Raw genomic sequence first — 14052 nt, 5'->3', positions numbered from 1 at the left:
AGCGGGCGATCCCACAACCGCCTGCGCCATGGGCGGCGCTCGCGCACCGCCAGGCCGTCGCCGTCCAGCCAGACCCGGATGGCGCCGGAGGCCGGCGTGGCCAGCACTTCGGCCCCGTGGTAGCGCCAGCGCCGCACCACCGGCTCGTGCGGGTGGCCGAAGCGGTTGCGGTAGCCGGCCGCCACGAGTGCCAGCCGCGCCCCGGTGGCGGCCACGAAGCCCGGCGAGGAACTGCCGCTGCTGCCATGGTGCGGCACCACCACCACCTCGGCGCGCAGCTCCTGCGGCTGCCGCAGCAGGCGCTGCTCGACCACCTCGCCGATGTCGCCCGGCAGCAGGACCGCGCCATGCGCCGTCTCCACCCGCAGCACGCAGCTGGCCTCGTTGCGCAGGTATGGGAAGTGCTCGGTCGGGTGCAGGAAGCGGAACCGCACCCCGTCCCATTCCCAGTCCACGCCACGCTGGCAGGGGCCGTCCATCTCCAGGGGCGCCCCCTCCGGGGCCAAGGCCAGGTCCACCGCCAGCGCTTCGCGCACCGCCGGCCAGCCACCGGCGTGGTCGAGGTCGGCATGGCTCACCACCACCCGGTCCAGGCGGGCCACGCCCAGCGCGCGCAGGGCCGGCAGCACCGCGCGTTCACCGGCGTCGTAGCCGTCGCGGACCGCCGGTCCGGCGTCGTACAGCAGGGCGCGGCCGGAGGTGCGCACCAGCACCGACAGTCCCTGGCCGACGTCGAACACGTGCAGCTCCACCCCGCCGGGCGGCGGCAGCTCGCGGTCAGGCCACAGCAGCGGCAACCACAGCAGCAGCGCCAGCGGCTTGCCCGGAACGCCGCGCGGCAGCATCAGCCAGAACGCCCCGGCCAGCGCCGGCAGCACCGCCCAGGAGCGCGCCTCCGGCAGCCACCACAGGGCGAAGCGGCCGGCGGCCATGGCCTCGAACAGGCGCCAGCTGGGATCGAAGCAGGCCGCGGCCAGGCGCCAGGCCCAGGTCCCCGCGCCGGCATGGACCGCCTCCAGCAGCGTGCCCAGCAGGCTCAACGGCACCACCACCAGGCTCCACCACGGGATCGCCACCAGGTTGGCCAGCGGCCCGGCCAGCGAGGCCTGCTGGAACAGCACCGCGCCCAGCGGCAACAGGCCCAGGGTGGCCACGCCCTGGGCCAGCAGGAAGTCGCGCAGCCAGTGGCGCCGGCCGTCGCCCGGCAGGCACCACACCAGCCAGGCCACGCCGGCGAAGCTGAGCCAGAACCCGGCCTGCAGCACCGCCAGCGGATCGGCCAGCAGGATCGCCAGCAGGGCCAGCGCCAGCCCTTCCCAGGGGCCCAGCGCGCGCCGCGCCACCCGCGCCAGCGCCACCACCGCGATCATCAGCGTGGTACGCACGGTCGGCAGGGCGAAGCCGGCCACCGCGGTATAGCCGGCCGCCGCGGCCACCGCCGCCAGCGCCGCGGCCTGCAGCCTGGGCAGGTGGCGGCCCAGCCGCGGCAGCAGCCACCAGGCGGCGGCCACTACCCAGGCGCCGAAGCCGGCCACCAGGCCGACATGGAAACCGGAGATCGCGATCAGGTGGGTCAGTCCCACCCCGCGCAGCACCGCCCAGTCCGGATCCTGCAGCCCGCGGGTATCGCCCAGCGCCAGCGCGCGCACGAACCGCGCCGCCGGTCCGCCCACGCCGGCGTCGATCCGCGCCGCCATGCGCCCGCGCCAGGCGTCGATCCCGGCCGCCGGCGCCAGTTCGCGGGCCAGCTGCGGCGCGCGCAGGTAGCCGGTGGCGGCGATGCGCTGGGCCAAGGCATGGCGCCCGGCGTCGAAACCGCCCGGGTTGGCCAGTCCGCGCGGCGCGCGCAGGCGGGCATACAGGCTCCAGCGCGATCCTGGCTGCAGCTGCAGGCGCGGCCCGGGCTCCAGCGCACCGAAGTCGTCGTACCAGGACAGTTGCAGCAGGCGGCCACGCAGCTCCGGCGGTGCGTCCTCGCCCACCCGCAACAGGAAGCGCGTGCGCCGTGCCTCGTGCTCGGGCAGGCCCACCACCTTCCCGGAGAGGTGCACGTCGTGTCCCTCCAGCGCCGGCGGCAGCTGTGCCGCCAACCCCCAGCCTGCGTGCAGGCCGGCCCATCCCACTCCCAGAAACAGCGCCCCGGCCGCGCGTGCGCGCCAGGGCCAGGCCCAGGCCGCCGCGCCGGCCAGGGCCGCCAGCCAGCACAGCGGCGCCGGTGGCAAGGCCGGCAGGAACAGGCAGGCAGTGACCCCACCCAGCAGCGCCGCCGCGCAGGCCAGCCCGGCCGGGGGCGGCACGCGCGGGCATGCTGGCACGGCGCCGGGGCCCGCCGCCGCCGTCGCCCCGCTCCATCGGGATTCGTCCGCCGCTGCATCCATGCCCGTTCCCGCACCACGGCCACCCGGCCAGCCTAGCTGGCCGGCGGCACGCGTCCATCAGCCGACGCGCGATTGCGCTGTAGGAATTACCCGGCGCCGGGGCGGTTGGGTCGCGCACCCGGCCGCGCGATACTGCCGGACCCGGCCGGAGCACCGCCTTGGACCACCACGTCGAGATCCACTACTGCACCCGCTGCCGCTGGCTGCTGCGCGCGGCCTGGATGGCGCAGGAACTGCTGGGCACCTTCCAGAACGAGCTGGCACGGCTGTCGCTGGTGCCGGACACCGGGGGCGTGTTCGAGGTCTACGCCGACGGTGAGCGCATCTGGTCGCGCGCCGAGGACGGCGGTTTCCCGGAGATCGCCGAGCTCAAGCAGCGGGTGCGCGACCGCATCGCCCCCGGCCGCGACCTGGGGCACGTGGACCGCCATGCCGGCGGCGACCGCGACCAGGCCTCCCGCTGAGCGCGGCCTCAGGCCGCCGGCGGCAACTCGCGCAGGCGGCCTTCGTGCAGTTCCAGCACCCGGTCCAGGCGCGCGGCCAGGCGCCGGTCGTGGGTGACCAGGACCAGGCTGGTGCGCTGGGCACGGTTGAGGTCGAGCATCAGGTCGAACACCGTGGCCGCGGTCTTCTCGTCGAGGTTGCCGGTGGGCTCGTCGCCGAGCACGCAGGCCGGGCGGTTGACCAGGGCCCGCGCCACCGCGGCGCGCTGGCGCTCGCCGCCGGACAGCTCGCCGGGCTTGTGTCCCAGGCGCTTGCCAAGTCCCACCGCCTGCAGCAGCTCGGTGGCGCGGCGGCTGGCCTCGGCCGGATCGCCGCCGGACAGCAGCACCGGCATCATCACGTTCTCCAGCGCGGTGAACTCCGGCAGCAGGTGGTGGAACTGGTAGACGAAGCCCAGGGCGCGGTTGCGCAGGCGGCCGCGGGCGGCATCCGACAGCGCCGACATCTTCTGCCCGGCCACGTAGACCTCGCCGGCGGTGGGCGTGTCCAGCCCACCCAGCAGGTGCAGCAGGGTGCTCTTGCCGGCACCGGAGGCGCCGACGATGGCCACCGTCTCGCCCGCGGCCACGCGCAGGTCCAGGCCGTCGAACACGTGGGTGCGCAGCTTGCCTTCGGCGTAGGTCTTGCCCAGGCCCTCGGCGCGCAGCGCCTCGCCGGCATGCAGGATCGGGTCATTCATAGCGCAGCGCCTCCGCCGGCTGGGTCCGGGCCGCGCGCCAGGCCGGGTAAAGCGTGGCCAGGAAGCTCATCAGCAACGCCACCACCACGGTCGCGGCCACGTCGCCGGTCTGCATGTCGGTGGGCAGGCCGGTGATGTAGTAGACGTCTTCGGGCAGCAGGGTGATGTCGAACAGCGCCTCGATCGCGTCGAGGATGCGCTCCAGGTTCCAGGTCAGGGCCACGCCGCCGACGAAGCCCAGCACGGTGCCGACGATGCCGATCAGCGTGCCCTGCACCATGAACACCTGCATCACCCCGCCCGGGGTCAGGCCCAGGGTGCGCAGGATGGCGATGTCGGCCTGCTTGTCGGTGACCAGCATCACCTGCGAGTTCACCAGGGTGAAGGCGCCCATCAGGATGATCAGCGACAACAGGATGCCCATCACCGTCTTTTCCATCTTCAGCGACTGGTACAGGTTGGCGTTCTCCTGGGTCCAGTCGCTGACCCGGTAGAAGCCCGGCAGCTGCAGCGCCAGGTCGCGCGCCACCTCGTAGGAGCGGTTGAGGTCGTGCAGCTTCAGGCGCACGCCGGTAACCCCCTCCACCCGCAGCACACGCTGCAGGTCGTCCATGTGCACCATGGCCAGGCCGCGGTCGATGTCGTTGTAGCCGGCCTCGAACACGCCGCTGACGGTGAAGCGCTTGTAGCGCGGCATCGCGCCCATCGGCGAGCCCTGGAACTCCGGCAGCATCACCAGCACGGTGTCGCCCACGTCCACGCCCAGCCACAGCGCCAGCTCCTGGCCCAGCAGGATGTTGAACGAGCCCGGCTGCAGCGAGGCGGCGTCGCCGCGCTTGATCTTGCGCGCGACCTCCGACACCTGCTCCTCCAGCGCCGGCTCCACCCCGCGCACCATCGCCGGCTGCCGGCGCGGCCCGGACAGCAGGGCCTCGGTCTCCACGTACGGCGCGGCGCCGGCCACGCGCGGGTCGCGCCCGGCCACCTCCAGCGCCTCCCGCCACTCCAGCATCGGCTCGCCGCTGGCCGACACGGTGGCATGGGCGGCGAACTGCAGCAGGCGGTCGCGGATCTCCTTCTGGAAGCCGCTCATCACCGCCATGGTGGTGATCAGCACCATGACGCCCAGGGCGATGCCGATGATCGAGGCCAGCGAGATGAAGGAAATGAAGGCGTTGCGGCGTTTGGCGCGCAGGTAGCGCAACCCGATGGCGACGGGGACCGGTCTGAACATGGATCAGGGATGTCCGCTGCCGGGAACCCGGCGCTTGGGGCGGTTATGGTGCCACCGGCGAGGTGTACAGCGAAGCGCGGCCGCGCCGCGTGGCCAGTCGCAGTTCACGCCGCGCCACCGGAGGCAGGGTGTCCGGCCACCACGCCAGGCGCCAGCGGCGGCCATCGTCGTCGACCAGCTCCACCACCGCCAGCGGTCCGCGCCAGCGGACCTGCCAGGCCTGCACGCGCACGCCGTCGAACAGCGCGCCGCCGTCGGCGTCCAGCACCAGCAGGTGGCGGGACTGCCGGCGCTGCGCCCACGCCTGCCATAGGCCCCAGGCCAGGGCGATGCCGGCCAGCGCCGCGCCGGCCCGCGGCGGGACGCCGGAAGCCAGCACGCAGGCCGCGGCCAGCGGCGCGAGCGCCAGCAGCGCCAGCGACGGCCAGCGCGAGGGGCGCCACTCAAGACGGAAGGGCGCGGATGCCGGCGATGAGCCCGGCGAGTTCGGCATCCGGACAGTCCTCGTATCCCATGAACCAGCGCCAGAGCTTATCGTCCTCGCAATCGAGCATCCGTAGGAATACCCCTCGCTCGGCGTCGGAAGCTTGCTCCCAGCGGTGTTTCAGGAAGCGTTCGAACAGCTGGTCCAGCTCGCGCATGCCACGGCGGCAGCGCCAGCGGATCCGGCGGAGCTGGATATCGGAATCGGTCTCGGGAACGCTCACGGCATCGGTCACGGCAATGGAACCGCCATTTTACCGGGCACGGCGCGCGGCGGCCGGCCTCAGCCGGCCGCGGCCTCGCGCTGCTTGAGCCAGCGGTGCACCAGCAGCGCCAGCAGCGTGGACAGCGCGCCGGACAGCAGGTAGGCGCCCATGTAGGCCAGGCCGAAGTTGGCGCACAGGCCCAGGGCCACCAGCGGGGCGAAGGCAGCGCCGATCAGCCAGGCGAAGTCCGAGGTCAGCGCCGCGCCGGTGTAGCGGTAGCGGGAGCCGAAGTTGCGGGTCACCGCGCCGGAGGACTGGCCGTAGGACAGCCCCAGCAGGACGAAGCCCAGCAGCAGGAACACGTCCCGCGCCAGCTCGCCGCCGCCCAGCAGCGTCGGGGCGAAGCCGCTGAACATGGCGATCGCCAGCGCCAGCGCGCCCAGGGTCGGGACCCGGCCGAAGCGGTCGGCGATCACGCCGGAGGCCAGCACGCCGCCGATGGCGAGGAAGCCGCCGACCACCTGCACCAGCAGCACCTCGGTGATCGGCTGCTCGGAGAACAGCAGGATCCACGAGACCGGGAAGATGGTGACGATGTGGAACAGGGCGTAGCTTGCCAGCGGCGCGAAGGCGCCGATCACCACGTGCCTGCCCTTCTCCCGGAACAGCTCGCGCAGCGGCACCGGCTCCAGCTCGCGCTGGCCCATCTGCCGCTCGTACTCGTGGGTGACGACCAGGCGCAGGCGCGCGAACAGCGCCACCACGTTGATGGCGAAGGCCGCGAAGAACGGGTAGCGCCAGCCCCAGGCGTAGAAGTCCTCGGCCGGGAGGTTGCCGAGCAGGAAGGCGAACAGCGCCGCGGCGACGATGAAGCCCACCGGCGCGCCCAGCTGGCCGAGCATGGCGTACCAGCCGCGGCGGTGCTTGGGGGCGTTGAGCGCCAGTAGCGACGGCAGGCCGTCCCAGGACCCGCCCAGCGCCACGCCCTGGGCCAGGCGGAACAGCGCCAGCAGCACGATCGCGGTCGTCCCCAGGCGCGCGTACCCGGGCAGGAAGGCGATGCCGGCGGTGGCCGTGCCCAGCAGGAACAGGGCCGCGGTCATCTTGGTGCCGCGGCTCCAGCGCGCCTGGATGCGCAGGAACAGCGCCGTGCCCAGCGGGCGGGAGATGAATGCCAGGGCAAAGATCGCGAACGAGTACAGGGTCGCCTGCAGGGGTTCGGCGAAGGGGAAGAACACCTTCGGGAACACCAGGGCCGAGGCGATGCCGTAGACGAAGAAGTCGAAGTACTCCGAGGCCCGGCCGATCACGACGCCAACGGCGATCTCGCCGGGGGCGACCTCGTGCTGGGAGGCATCCTGGCCGTGGATGGAGACGGTATGGCTGGACACTGGGATCGAGGTCATGGCAACGGTTGCAGGCGGCGGGAAGGTGTCGCTGCGGCCAAGGTTGCACGGCCACGGCCGGGTACACAACCCGGCCCGGACAGGGTGACACCAAAACCCGCGCCGGGCGATAGGACAAAACGTCCAATCGCCCCCCCCTGCCCCCGGCGGTACAGTGTGCGGTGCAGCGCACCCCCGCCAAGCGCGAATCGAAGCACGATGTCCCTTCCCAAGACCCTGTGCCGCCTCCTGGCGGCTGCCAGCCTGGCCGTGTTGCTGGGCGGTTGCAACACCATCCTGCTGAACGCCCCGGGCGACGTCGCCCGCCAGCAGGGCAACCTGATCATCATCGCCACGGTGCTGATGCTGATCATCATCGTCCCGGTGATCTGCCTCACCCTGTTCTTCGCCTGGCGCTACCGGGCCTCGAACAGCAAGGCGACCTACAAGCCCGACTGGGACCACTCCCTGCAGCTGGAGCTGGTGGTGTGGTCGGCCCCGCTGCTGATCATCATCGCCCTGGGTTCGATCACCTGGATCACCACCCACACCCTGGACCCGTACCGCCCCCTCGAGCGCATCGCCGAGGGCAAGCCGGTGCCGGAGGGCGTGGAGCCGCTGGAGGTCGAGGTGGTCTCGCTCGACTGGAAGTGGCTGTTCATCTACCCCGAACAGGGCATCGCCACCGTGAACGAGCTGGCTGCCCCGGTCGACCGCCCGATCCGCTTCAAGCTCACCTCCTCCACGGTGATGAACGCGTTCTACGTCCCGGCGCTGGCCGGCATGATCTACACCATGCCGGGCATGCAGACCGAGCTGAACGCGGTGATCAGCACCGAGGGCGAGTACGAAGGCTTCTCGTCCAACTACAGCGGCGCCGGCTTCTCCGGCATGCGCTTCCGCTTCCATGCGCTCAGCCAGGAAGGCTTCGACGCCTGGGTGGGCAAGGTCCGCGAAAGCGGCAGGGAGCTGGGCCGCGAGGGCTACCTGGAGCTGGAAAAGCCCAGCGTGCGCGAGCCGGTGCACCACTTCGCCGCGGTCGACCCGGCCCTGTACGAGGCCGTCCTCAACCGCTGCGTCGACCCGCGCCGGATGTGCCTGCACGAGATGATGGCCATCGACGCCGGCAACGGCTCCGGCCGCACCCGCATGGAGGGCCTGGAGGCCCGCAGCCGCGGCGACCTGCGTGGCGGCCGCTACGTGCAGTCGGCCATGTGCGCCGCCGGCGACGCCCCGGCCCCCGGCCTGGCCACCACCCTCTCCCGCTCCTGATGCGGTCCGTCGCCGCGCCCGCACCCGGCGCGGCGGCCTGACGACGGAAGTCCCGAATCATGTCCTCCCCTCATTCCACTTCGGCACCCTATAACCCGTTGACCGGCTACCTGGGCTGGGAATCGTTCCCGCTGCACGACCCGGTCATCCTCTCGGCGTTCATCGGCACCTGCGTGGCCGGCCTGGCCGTGCTGGCGCTGATCACCAAGTACAAGCTGTGGGGCACCCTGTGGCGCGACTGGTTCACCAGCATCGACCACAAGAAGATCGGCATCATGTACATGGTGCTGGGCCTGGTGATGCTGCTGCGCGGCTTCGCCGACGCGCTGATGATGCGCCTGCAGCAGGCCATCGCCTTCGGTGACAACCTGGGCTACCTGCCGCCGCACCACTACGACCAGGTGTTCACCGCCCACGGCGTGATCATGATCTTCTTCGTGGCCATGCCGCTGGTGACGGGCCTGATGAACTACCTGGTGCCGCTGCAGATCGGCACCCGCGACGTCGCCTTCCCGTTCCTCAACAACTTCAGCTTCTGGATGACCACCGCCGGCGCGGTGCTGGTCATGCTGTCGCTGTTCGTGGGCGAGTTCGCCAAGACCGGCTGGCTGGCCTACCCGCCGCTGTCGGGCATCGAGTACAGCCCCGACGTGGGCATGGACTACTACATCTGGGCGCTGCAGATAGCAGGCGTCGGCACCTTGTTGTCGGGCGTCAACCTGATCGTGACCATCGTCAAGATGCGCGCGCCGGGCATGACCCTGATGAAGATGCCGGTGTTCACCTGGACCGCGCTGTGCACCAACGTGCTGATCGTGGTCAGCTTCCCGGTGCTGACCGCCGTCCTGGCGCTGCTGTCGCTGGACCGTTACGTGGGGACCAACTTCTTCACGAACGACCTCGGCGGCAACCCGATGATGTACGTGAACCTGATCTGGATCTGGGGCCACCCGGAGGTCTACATCCTGATCCTGCCGATCTTCGGCGTGTTCTCGGAAATCGTCTCGGCCTACTCGGGCAAGCGCCTGTTCGGCTACAGCTCGATGGTCTACGCGACCGTCTGCATCACCATCCTGTCGTACCTGGTGTGGCTGCACCACTTCTTCACCATGGGATCGGGGGCGAGCGTCAACTCGTTCTTCGGCATCACCACGATGATCATCTCGATCCCCACGGGCGCGAAGATCTTCAACTGGCTGTTCACCATGTACCGCGGCCGCATCCGCTTCGAGGTGCCGATGCTGTGGACGGTGGGCTTCATGGTCACCTTCGTGGTGGGCGGCATGACCGGCGTGCTGCTGGCCGTCCCGCCGGCCGACTTCGTGCTGCACAACAGCCTGTTCCTGATCGCGCACTTCCATAACGTGATCATCGGCGGCGTGGTGTTCGGCCTGTTCGCCGGCATGACCTTCTGGTTCCCGAAGGCCTTCGGCTTCAAGCTCGACCCGTTCTGGGGCAAGGTCTCGTTCTGGTTCTGGCTGGCCGGCTACTGGTTCGCCTTCACCCCGCTGTACGTGCTGGGCCTGATGGGCGTGACCCGCCGCATGAGCCACTTCACCGACCCGTCGCTGCAGATCTGGTTCCAGGTCGCCGCCTTCGGCGCGGTGCTGGTCGCCATCGGCATCGCCGCCTTCCTGGTCTGCATCTTCGTCAGCTTCCGCAACCGCGAGAAGCTGCGCGACGTGACCGGCGACCCCTGGGACGCCCGCAGCCTGGAATGGTCCACCTCCTCGCCGCCCCCGGTGTACAACTTCGCCTTCACCCCGGTGGTGCACGACAACGACGCGTGGTGGGACATGAAGCAGCGCGGCGCCCAGCGCCCGACCTCCGGCTTCCTGCCGATCCACATGCCGAAGAACACCGCCGCCGGCGTGGTCATCGCCGGGCTGTCCACCGTGTGCGCCTTCGCCCTGGTCTGGCACATCTGGTGGCTGGCCATCGGCGCCTTCGCCGCGACCGTGATCGCCTCGATCGTGCATACCTTCAACTACAAGCGGGACTACTACATCCCGGCCGAGTACGTGGCCGAGACCGAAGCCGCCCGCACCGAACTGCTGAAGAACGCCAATGTCTGACGCCGCCATCGCATCCTCGCCGCTCGCCGGCGACCCGACCCGGTTCTACGACACCGGCGGCCACCACCACCCGCAGAACGGCACCCTGCTCGGGTTCTGGATCTACCTGATGAGCGACCTGCTCATCTTCGCCTGCCTGTTCGCGGTGTACGGCGTGCTGGGCCGCAACTACGCCGCCGGCCCCACCGGCGCCGACCTGTTCGACCTGCCGCTGGTGGCCCTCAACACGGCCATGCTGCTGCTGTCCTCGATCACCTACGGCTTCGCGATGCTGTCCATGCAGCGCCGCAGCACCGCCGGGGTGCTCGGCTGGCTGGCGGTGACCGGCCTGTTCGGCGCCGCGTTCCTGGGGCTGGAGCTGTACGAGTTCTCGCACCTGGTCCACGAGGGCGCCGGCCCGCAGCGCAGCGCGTTCCTGTCCTCGTTCTTCGCCCTGGTCGGCACCCACGGCCTGCACGTGGCCTTCGGCATCGTGTGGCTGGTGGTGCTGATGGTGCAGGTGCGCATGCACGGGCTGCACGAGGCCAACCGCCGCCGCCTGATGTGCCTGTCCCTGTTCTGGCATTTCCTCGACGTCGTCTGGATCGGCGTCTTCACCTTCGTCTACCTGATGGGAGTGCTGCCATGAGCCAGCCCCACGACATCCACGCCCACGCCGCCAGCCACGACGAGCACGGCGGCGAGCACCACGCCCACGAGGAGGGCGCGCACGGCAGCCTGCGCGACTACGTCATCGGCTTCGTCCTGTCGGTGGTCCTCACCGCCATCCCGTTCTGGCTGGTGATGGGCAACGTGATCCAGGACTCCGGCACCACGGCCCTGGTGATCCTCGGCCTGGCCGTGGTCCAGATCGTGGTGCAGATGGTCTACTTCCTGCACATGAACGCGCGCTCGGAAGGCGGCTGGAACATGCTTGCGCTGATGTTCACCGTGGTCCTGGTGGTGATCGTGCTGGCCGGTTCGCTGTGGGTCATGCACCACATGAACGCCAACATGATGCCGCACATGTCGACCCACGACGCGCGGGTCATGCCCTGACGCCGGCCATGCGCCGCGGCTGTTACGCTGGCCACATGGACAACGGTTCCAGGGTCCACCGCCATGAACAGCCTGCCTGAGGCCGCCCCGCGGCGGCCGCACGGCCCGATCGCCACCGCCGTCCTGGCGGTGGCGTTCGCGTTTGGGTTCCTGCTGTTCCTCTCGCTGGGCCTGTGGCAGGTCCAGCGCCTGCACTGGAAGCACGACCTCATCGCCCGCGTCGACGCGCGGGTGCACGCCGCCCCGGTGCCTGCGCCCGACGCAGCCGCGTGGGCGGCCTCTTCCCCCGTCGACCACGAATACCGCCGGGTCCGCGTCAGCGGCCACTGGCTGCCGGGCCTGGATACCCGCACCCAGGCGCTGACCGAGGCCGGTTCCGGCCACTGGCTGCTGCGGCCGCTGCGCCGCGACGACGGCAGCGTGGTCCTGGTCAACCTGGGCTTCGTGCCCGAGCACTGGCAACCCGTCCCGCCCGATGCGGACGCCCCGGCGGAAGTCACGGGGCTGCTGCGCCTGGGCGAGCCCGGCGGCGGCTTCCTGCGCCGCAACCAGCCGGAGCAGGAGCGTTGGTACTCGCGTGACGTGGAGGCCATCGCCGCCCACCGCGGCCTGGCCGGCGCCCTGCCCTACTTCATCGACGCCGACGCCGCCTCGGCGGTCCAGGCCGGCAGCCCCTGGCCCCGCGGCGGGCTGACGGTGGTACGGTTCCGCGACAACCACCTGGGCTATGCGCTGACCTGGTTCGCGCTGGCCCTGCTGGTGGCCTTCGGCGCCTGGCGCTTCGCGCTGGAGGAACGGCGCATCCGCCGCCACTGGCGCCAGCGCAGCACGGAGCAACCGGATGGATCCACGCACCCCGGGCGCGGGCGCGCCCGCTAGCCCCGCCCTGTTCGAACTGGCCCCGGCCGACGAGGCGCACGGCGCCGGCCTGCGCAACATGCAGCAGCTGATCGAGCTGCGCTGGTACGCCATCGTCGGCCAGGTCGCGACCATCGGCTTCGTCCACTTCGCGCTGGACATCGAGCTGCCGCTGGTCACCATGCTGGGCATCGCCGGCTGCCTGGCCGCGTTCAACCTGGCCTGCCTGGTGTTCTGGCGGCCGCGGCAGGAAGTCGGCGACCTGGCGCTGCTGGCGGCCCTGCTGGTGGACGTGGCCGCGCTGACCGCGCAGCTCTACCTCAGCGGCGGCATCACCAACCCCTTCCTGTTCCTGTACCTCCTGCAGGTGGCGCTCGGCGCCCTGCTACTGCCCGGCTGGGCCGCGTGGGTGGTGGTGGCCGCGGCCTGCGCCGGCGTGCTGGGCATGGTGGTCTCGCCCGGGCCGGTCACCATCCACGCCAATCCGGCGCGCGGCGTGGCCGATCCCTACGTGCAGGGCCTGCTGGCCTGCTTCCTGCTGACGGCGGCCCTGGCCGCCCTGTTCATCGGCCGCATCGCCCGCATCCTGCGTGACCGCGACGCACGCCTGGCGGCGCTGCGCCAGCAGGCGGTGGAGGAGGAGCACATCGTGCGCATGGGCCTGCTGGCCTCCGGCGCCGCGCACGAACTGGGCACGCCGCTGGCCACGCTGTCGGTGCTGCTCGGCGACTGGCGGCGCATGGCGCCGTTCACCGAACACCCGGACCTGCAGCAGGACCTGGACGAAATGCAGGCCCAGCTCGAGCGCTGCAAGTCGATCGTCACCGGCATCCTGTTGTCGGCCGGCGACGCCCGCGGCGAAGCGCCGGCACAGACCACCCTGGCAACCTTCCTCGACGGCCTGGTCAGCGAATGGAGCGCCACCCGTCCGGTGCGCACGCTCGACTACCGCCGCCGCCTTGAGGCGGACGTGCCGATCATCTCCGACTCCGGCCTCAAGCAGATGATCGGCAACATCCTGGATAACGCACTGGAGGCATCGCCGGATTGGGTTGGCATGGAAGTCCGCCTCGCCGGGGGCGACCGGCAGACCCTGGTCCTGGAGGTCAGCGACAACGGCCCCGGGTTCAGCGAGCAGACGCTGGCCAACTTCGGCAAGCCCTACAATTCGACCAAGGGCCGCCCGGGCGGCGGCCTGGGCCTGTTCCTCTCGCTGAACGTGGCCCGCAGCCTGGGCGGACGCCTCAACGCCTCCAACCGCTCCCCCGGCGGCGCCCGGGTGGTCCTGGAACTGCCACTGGCCGCCCTGCTACCGCCCCAGCCCGATCCCCCCGACCCGGATGCCGATGACGATGAATGAATCCATTGAGCAGCCGCGCAAGCTGCTGATCGTCGAAGACGACGCTGCCTTCGCCCGCACCCTGGTCCGCTCCTTCGAGCGCCGCGGCTACGAAGTCCGGCACGTGCCCGGCCAGGCCGAGCTGGACGCGGTGCTGCAGGAGTTCGAGCCCGGCTACGCGGTGGTCGACCTCAAGCTGGCCGGCGGCAGTTCCGGCCTGGCCTGCGTCCAGGCCCTGCATGCGCGCGATCCCGACATGCTGATCGTGGTGCTGACCGGCTATGCCAGCATCGCCACCGCGGTGGAAGCGATCAAGCTGGGCGCCTGCCACTACCTGGCCAAGCCCTCCAACACCGACGACATCGAAGCCGCCTTCGGCAAGGCCCAGGGCAACGCCGACGTCGGCCTGGGCGAGCGTCCCACCTCGATCAAGACCCTGGAATGGGAGCGGATCCACGAAGTCCTGGCCGAAACCGGCTTCAACGTCTCCGAAACCGCCCGCCGCCTCGGCATGCATCGCCGCACCCTGGCCCGCAAGCTGGGCAAGCAGCAGGTCAAGTAGCCTGCGGTGATTGGTGATTGGTGATTCGGGCCGGGGCGC

General features: G+C 71.0%; 14 protein-coding genes. 8 read left to right on the top strand and 6 right to left on the bottom strand.

Features of this window, described 5'->3' with window-relative positions:
- Window positions 1-2297 (bottom strand): DNA internalization-related competence protein ComEC/Rec2 (locus tag EIM48_RS15115; protein ID WP_233581716.1); only part of this gene is annotated, 2297 nt, incomplete at its 3' end.
- Between the two features lie 239 nt (window positions 2298-2536).
- Between EIM48_RS15115 and EIM48_RS15110 the strand changes: the two genes are divergently transcribed.
- Entirely contained in the window at window positions 2537-2842 is a 306-nt protein-coding gene (locus EIM48_RS15110; protein ID WP_125112037.1) for a SelT/SelW/SelH family protein, read from the top strand.
- 8 nt (window positions 2843-2850) lie between these two features.
- Here the strand turns inward: EIM48_RS15110 and lolD are convergent, their stop codons facing one another.
- From lolD to EIM48_RS15085, 5 genes are all read right to left on the bottom strand, one after another.
- Window positions 2851-3561, bottom strand: coding sequence for a lipoprotein-releasing ABC transporter ATP-binding protein LolD (gene lolD / locus EIM48_RS15105; protein ID WP_028914905.1), 711 nt, complete (start codon window positions 3559-3561; stop codon window positions 2851-2853).
- Window positions 3554-4795 (bottom strand): lipoprotein-releasing ABC transporter permease subunit, encoded by a 1242-nt coding sequence (locus EIM48_RS15100; RefSeq protein ID WP_026010346.1) that lies wholly within the window; start codon window positions 4793-4795, stop codon window positions 3554-3556. The genes lolD and EIM48_RS15100 overlap by 8 nt, the downstream gene beginning before the upstream one ends.
- A 43-nt stretch (window positions 4796-4838) precedes the next feature.
- The gene (locus tag EIM48_RS15095; protein ID WP_037034634.1) at window positions 4839-5288 is read right to left on the bottom strand and encodes a protein YgfX; all 450 of its coding nucleotides are present in this window, start codon (window positions 5286-5288) and stop codon (window positions 4839-4841) included.
- The gene (locus EIM48_RS15090; protein ID WP_050992246.1) at window positions 5239-5436 is read right to left on the bottom strand and encodes a succinate dehydrogenase assembly factor 2; all 198 of its coding nucleotides are present in this window, start codon (window positions 5434-5436) and stop codon (window positions 5239-5241) included. The genes EIM48_RS15095 and EIM48_RS15090 overlap by 50 nt, the downstream gene beginning before the upstream one ends.
- Before the next feature lie 125 nt (window positions 5437-5561).
- Window positions 5562-6890, bottom strand: coding sequence for an MFS transporter (locus tag EIM48_RS15085; RefSeq protein ID WP_125112036.1), 1329 nt, complete (start codon window positions 6888-6890; stop codon window positions 5562-5564).
- A 198-nt stretch (window positions 6891-7088) separates the two neighbouring features.
- Between EIM48_RS15085 and cyoA the strand changes: the two genes are divergently transcribed.
- The 7 genes from cyoA (at window position 7089) to EIM48_RS15050 (ending at window position 14013) form a co-directional block, all read left to right on the top strand.
- Window positions 7089-8141 carry a ubiquinol oxidase subunit II gene (cyoA, locus tag EIM48_RS15080; RefSeq protein ID WP_125112035.1) on the top strand — a complete coding sequence of 351 codons (1053 nt, stop codon included), beginning with the start codon at window positions 7089-7091 and terminating at the stop codon, window positions 8139-8141.
- Window positions 8142-8200: 59 nt separating this feature from the next.
- Window positions 8201-10216, top strand: coding sequence for a cytochrome o ubiquinol oxidase subunit I (gene cyoB / locus EIM48_RS15075; protein WP_050992244.1), 2016 nt, complete (start codon window positions 8201-8203; stop codon window positions 10214-10216).
- Window positions 10209-10844 carry a cytochrome o ubiquinol oxidase subunit III gene (cyoC, locus tag EIM48_RS15070; protein ID WP_125112034.1) on the top strand — a complete coding sequence of 212 codons (636 nt, stop codon included), beginning with the start codon at window positions 10209-10211 and terminating at the stop codon, window positions 10842-10844. Before cyoB ends, cyoC begins: the two co-directional genes overlap by 8 nt.
- Window positions 10841-11254 (top strand): cytochrome o ubiquinol oxidase subunit IV, encoded by a 414-nt coding sequence (gene cyoD / locus EIM48_RS15065; RefSeq protein WP_028914903.1) that lies wholly within the window; start codon window positions 10841-10843, stop codon window positions 11252-11254. Before cyoC ends, cyoD begins: the two co-directional genes overlap by 4 nt.
- Window positions 11255-11317: 63 nt before the next feature.
- Window positions 11318-12133, top strand: coding sequence for an SURF1 family cytochrome oxidase biogenesis protein (locus EIM48_RS15060; protein ID WP_125076832.1), 816 nt, complete (start codon window positions 11318-11320; stop codon window positions 12131-12133).
- Window positions 12096-13472 carry an ATP-binding protein gene (locus EIM48_RS15055; protein ID WP_125112033.1) on the top strand — a complete coding sequence of 459 codons (1377 nt, stop codon included), beginning with the start codon at window positions 12096-12098 and terminating at the stop codon, window positions 13470-13472. The genes EIM48_RS15060 and EIM48_RS15055 overlap by 38 nt, the downstream gene beginning before the upstream one ends.
- The gene (locus EIM48_RS15050; protein WP_028914900.1) at window positions 13465-14013 is read left to right on the top strand and encodes a response regulator transcription factor; all 549 of its coding nucleotides are present in this window, start codon (window positions 13465-13467) and stop codon (window positions 14011-14013) included. The genes EIM48_RS15055 and EIM48_RS15050 overlap by 8 nt, the downstream gene beginning before the upstream one ends.
- Window positions 14014-14052: the final 39 nt, after the last annotated feature.

Origin of the sequence: Pseudoxanthomonas sp. SGNA-20 (genome assembly GCF_003931635.1) — a bacterium.
Lineage (GTDB): Bacteria > Pseudomonadota > Gammaproteobacteria > Xanthomonadales > Xanthomonadaceae > Pseudoxanthomonas.
The sequence above is the reverse complement of the archived record's forward strand: the minus strand, read 5'-3'. Positions and strand labels throughout refer to the sequence as shown.

Coding starts and splice junctions, on each gene's coding strand:
- lolD (WP_028914905.1), bottom strand. CDS start 3,561: ATGAATGACCCGATCCTGCATGCCGGCGAGGCGCTGCGCGCCGAGGGC.
- EIM48_RS15100 (WP_026010346.1), bottom strand. CDS start 4,795: ATGTTCAGACCGGTCCCCGTCGCCATCGGGTTGCGCTACCTGCGCGCC.
- EIM48_RS15095 (WP_037034634.1), bottom strand. CDS start 5,288: ATGCCGAACTCGCCGGGCTCATCGCCGGCATCCGCGCCCTTCCGTCTT.
- EIM48_RS15090 (WP_050992246.1), bottom strand. CDS start 5,436: ATGCGCGAGCTGGACCAGCTGTTCGAACGCTTCCTGAAACACCGCTGG.
- EIM48_RS15085 (WP_125112036.1), bottom strand. CDS start 6,890: ATGACCTCGATCCCAGTGTCCAGCCATACCGTCTCCATCCACGGCCAG.
- cyoA (WP_125112035.1), top strand. CDS start 7,089: ATGTCCCTTCCCAAGACCCTGTGCCGCCTCCTGGCGGCTGCCAGCCTG.
- cyoB (WP_050992244.1), top strand. CDS start 8,201: ATGTCCTCCCCTCATTCCACTTCGGCACCCTATAACCCGTTGACCGGC.
- cyoC (WP_125112034.1), top strand. CDS start 10,209: ATGTCTGACGCCGCCATCGCATCCTCGCCGCTCGCCGGCGACCCGACC.
- cyoD (WP_028914903.1), top strand. CDS start 10,841: ATGAGCCAGCCCCACGACATCCACGCCCACGCCGCCAGCCACGACGAG.
- EIM48_RS15060 (WP_125076832.1), top strand. CDS start 11,318: ATGAACAGCCTGCCTGAGGCCGCCCCGCGGCGGCCGCACGGCCCGATC.
- EIM48_RS15055 (WP_125112033.1), top strand. CDS start 12,096: ATGGATCCACGCACCCCGGGCGCGGGCGCGCCCGCTAGCCCCGCCCTG.
- EIM48_RS15050 (WP_028914900.1), top strand. CDS start 13,465: ATGAATGAATCCATTGAGCAGCCGCGCAAGCTGCTGATCGTCGAAGAC.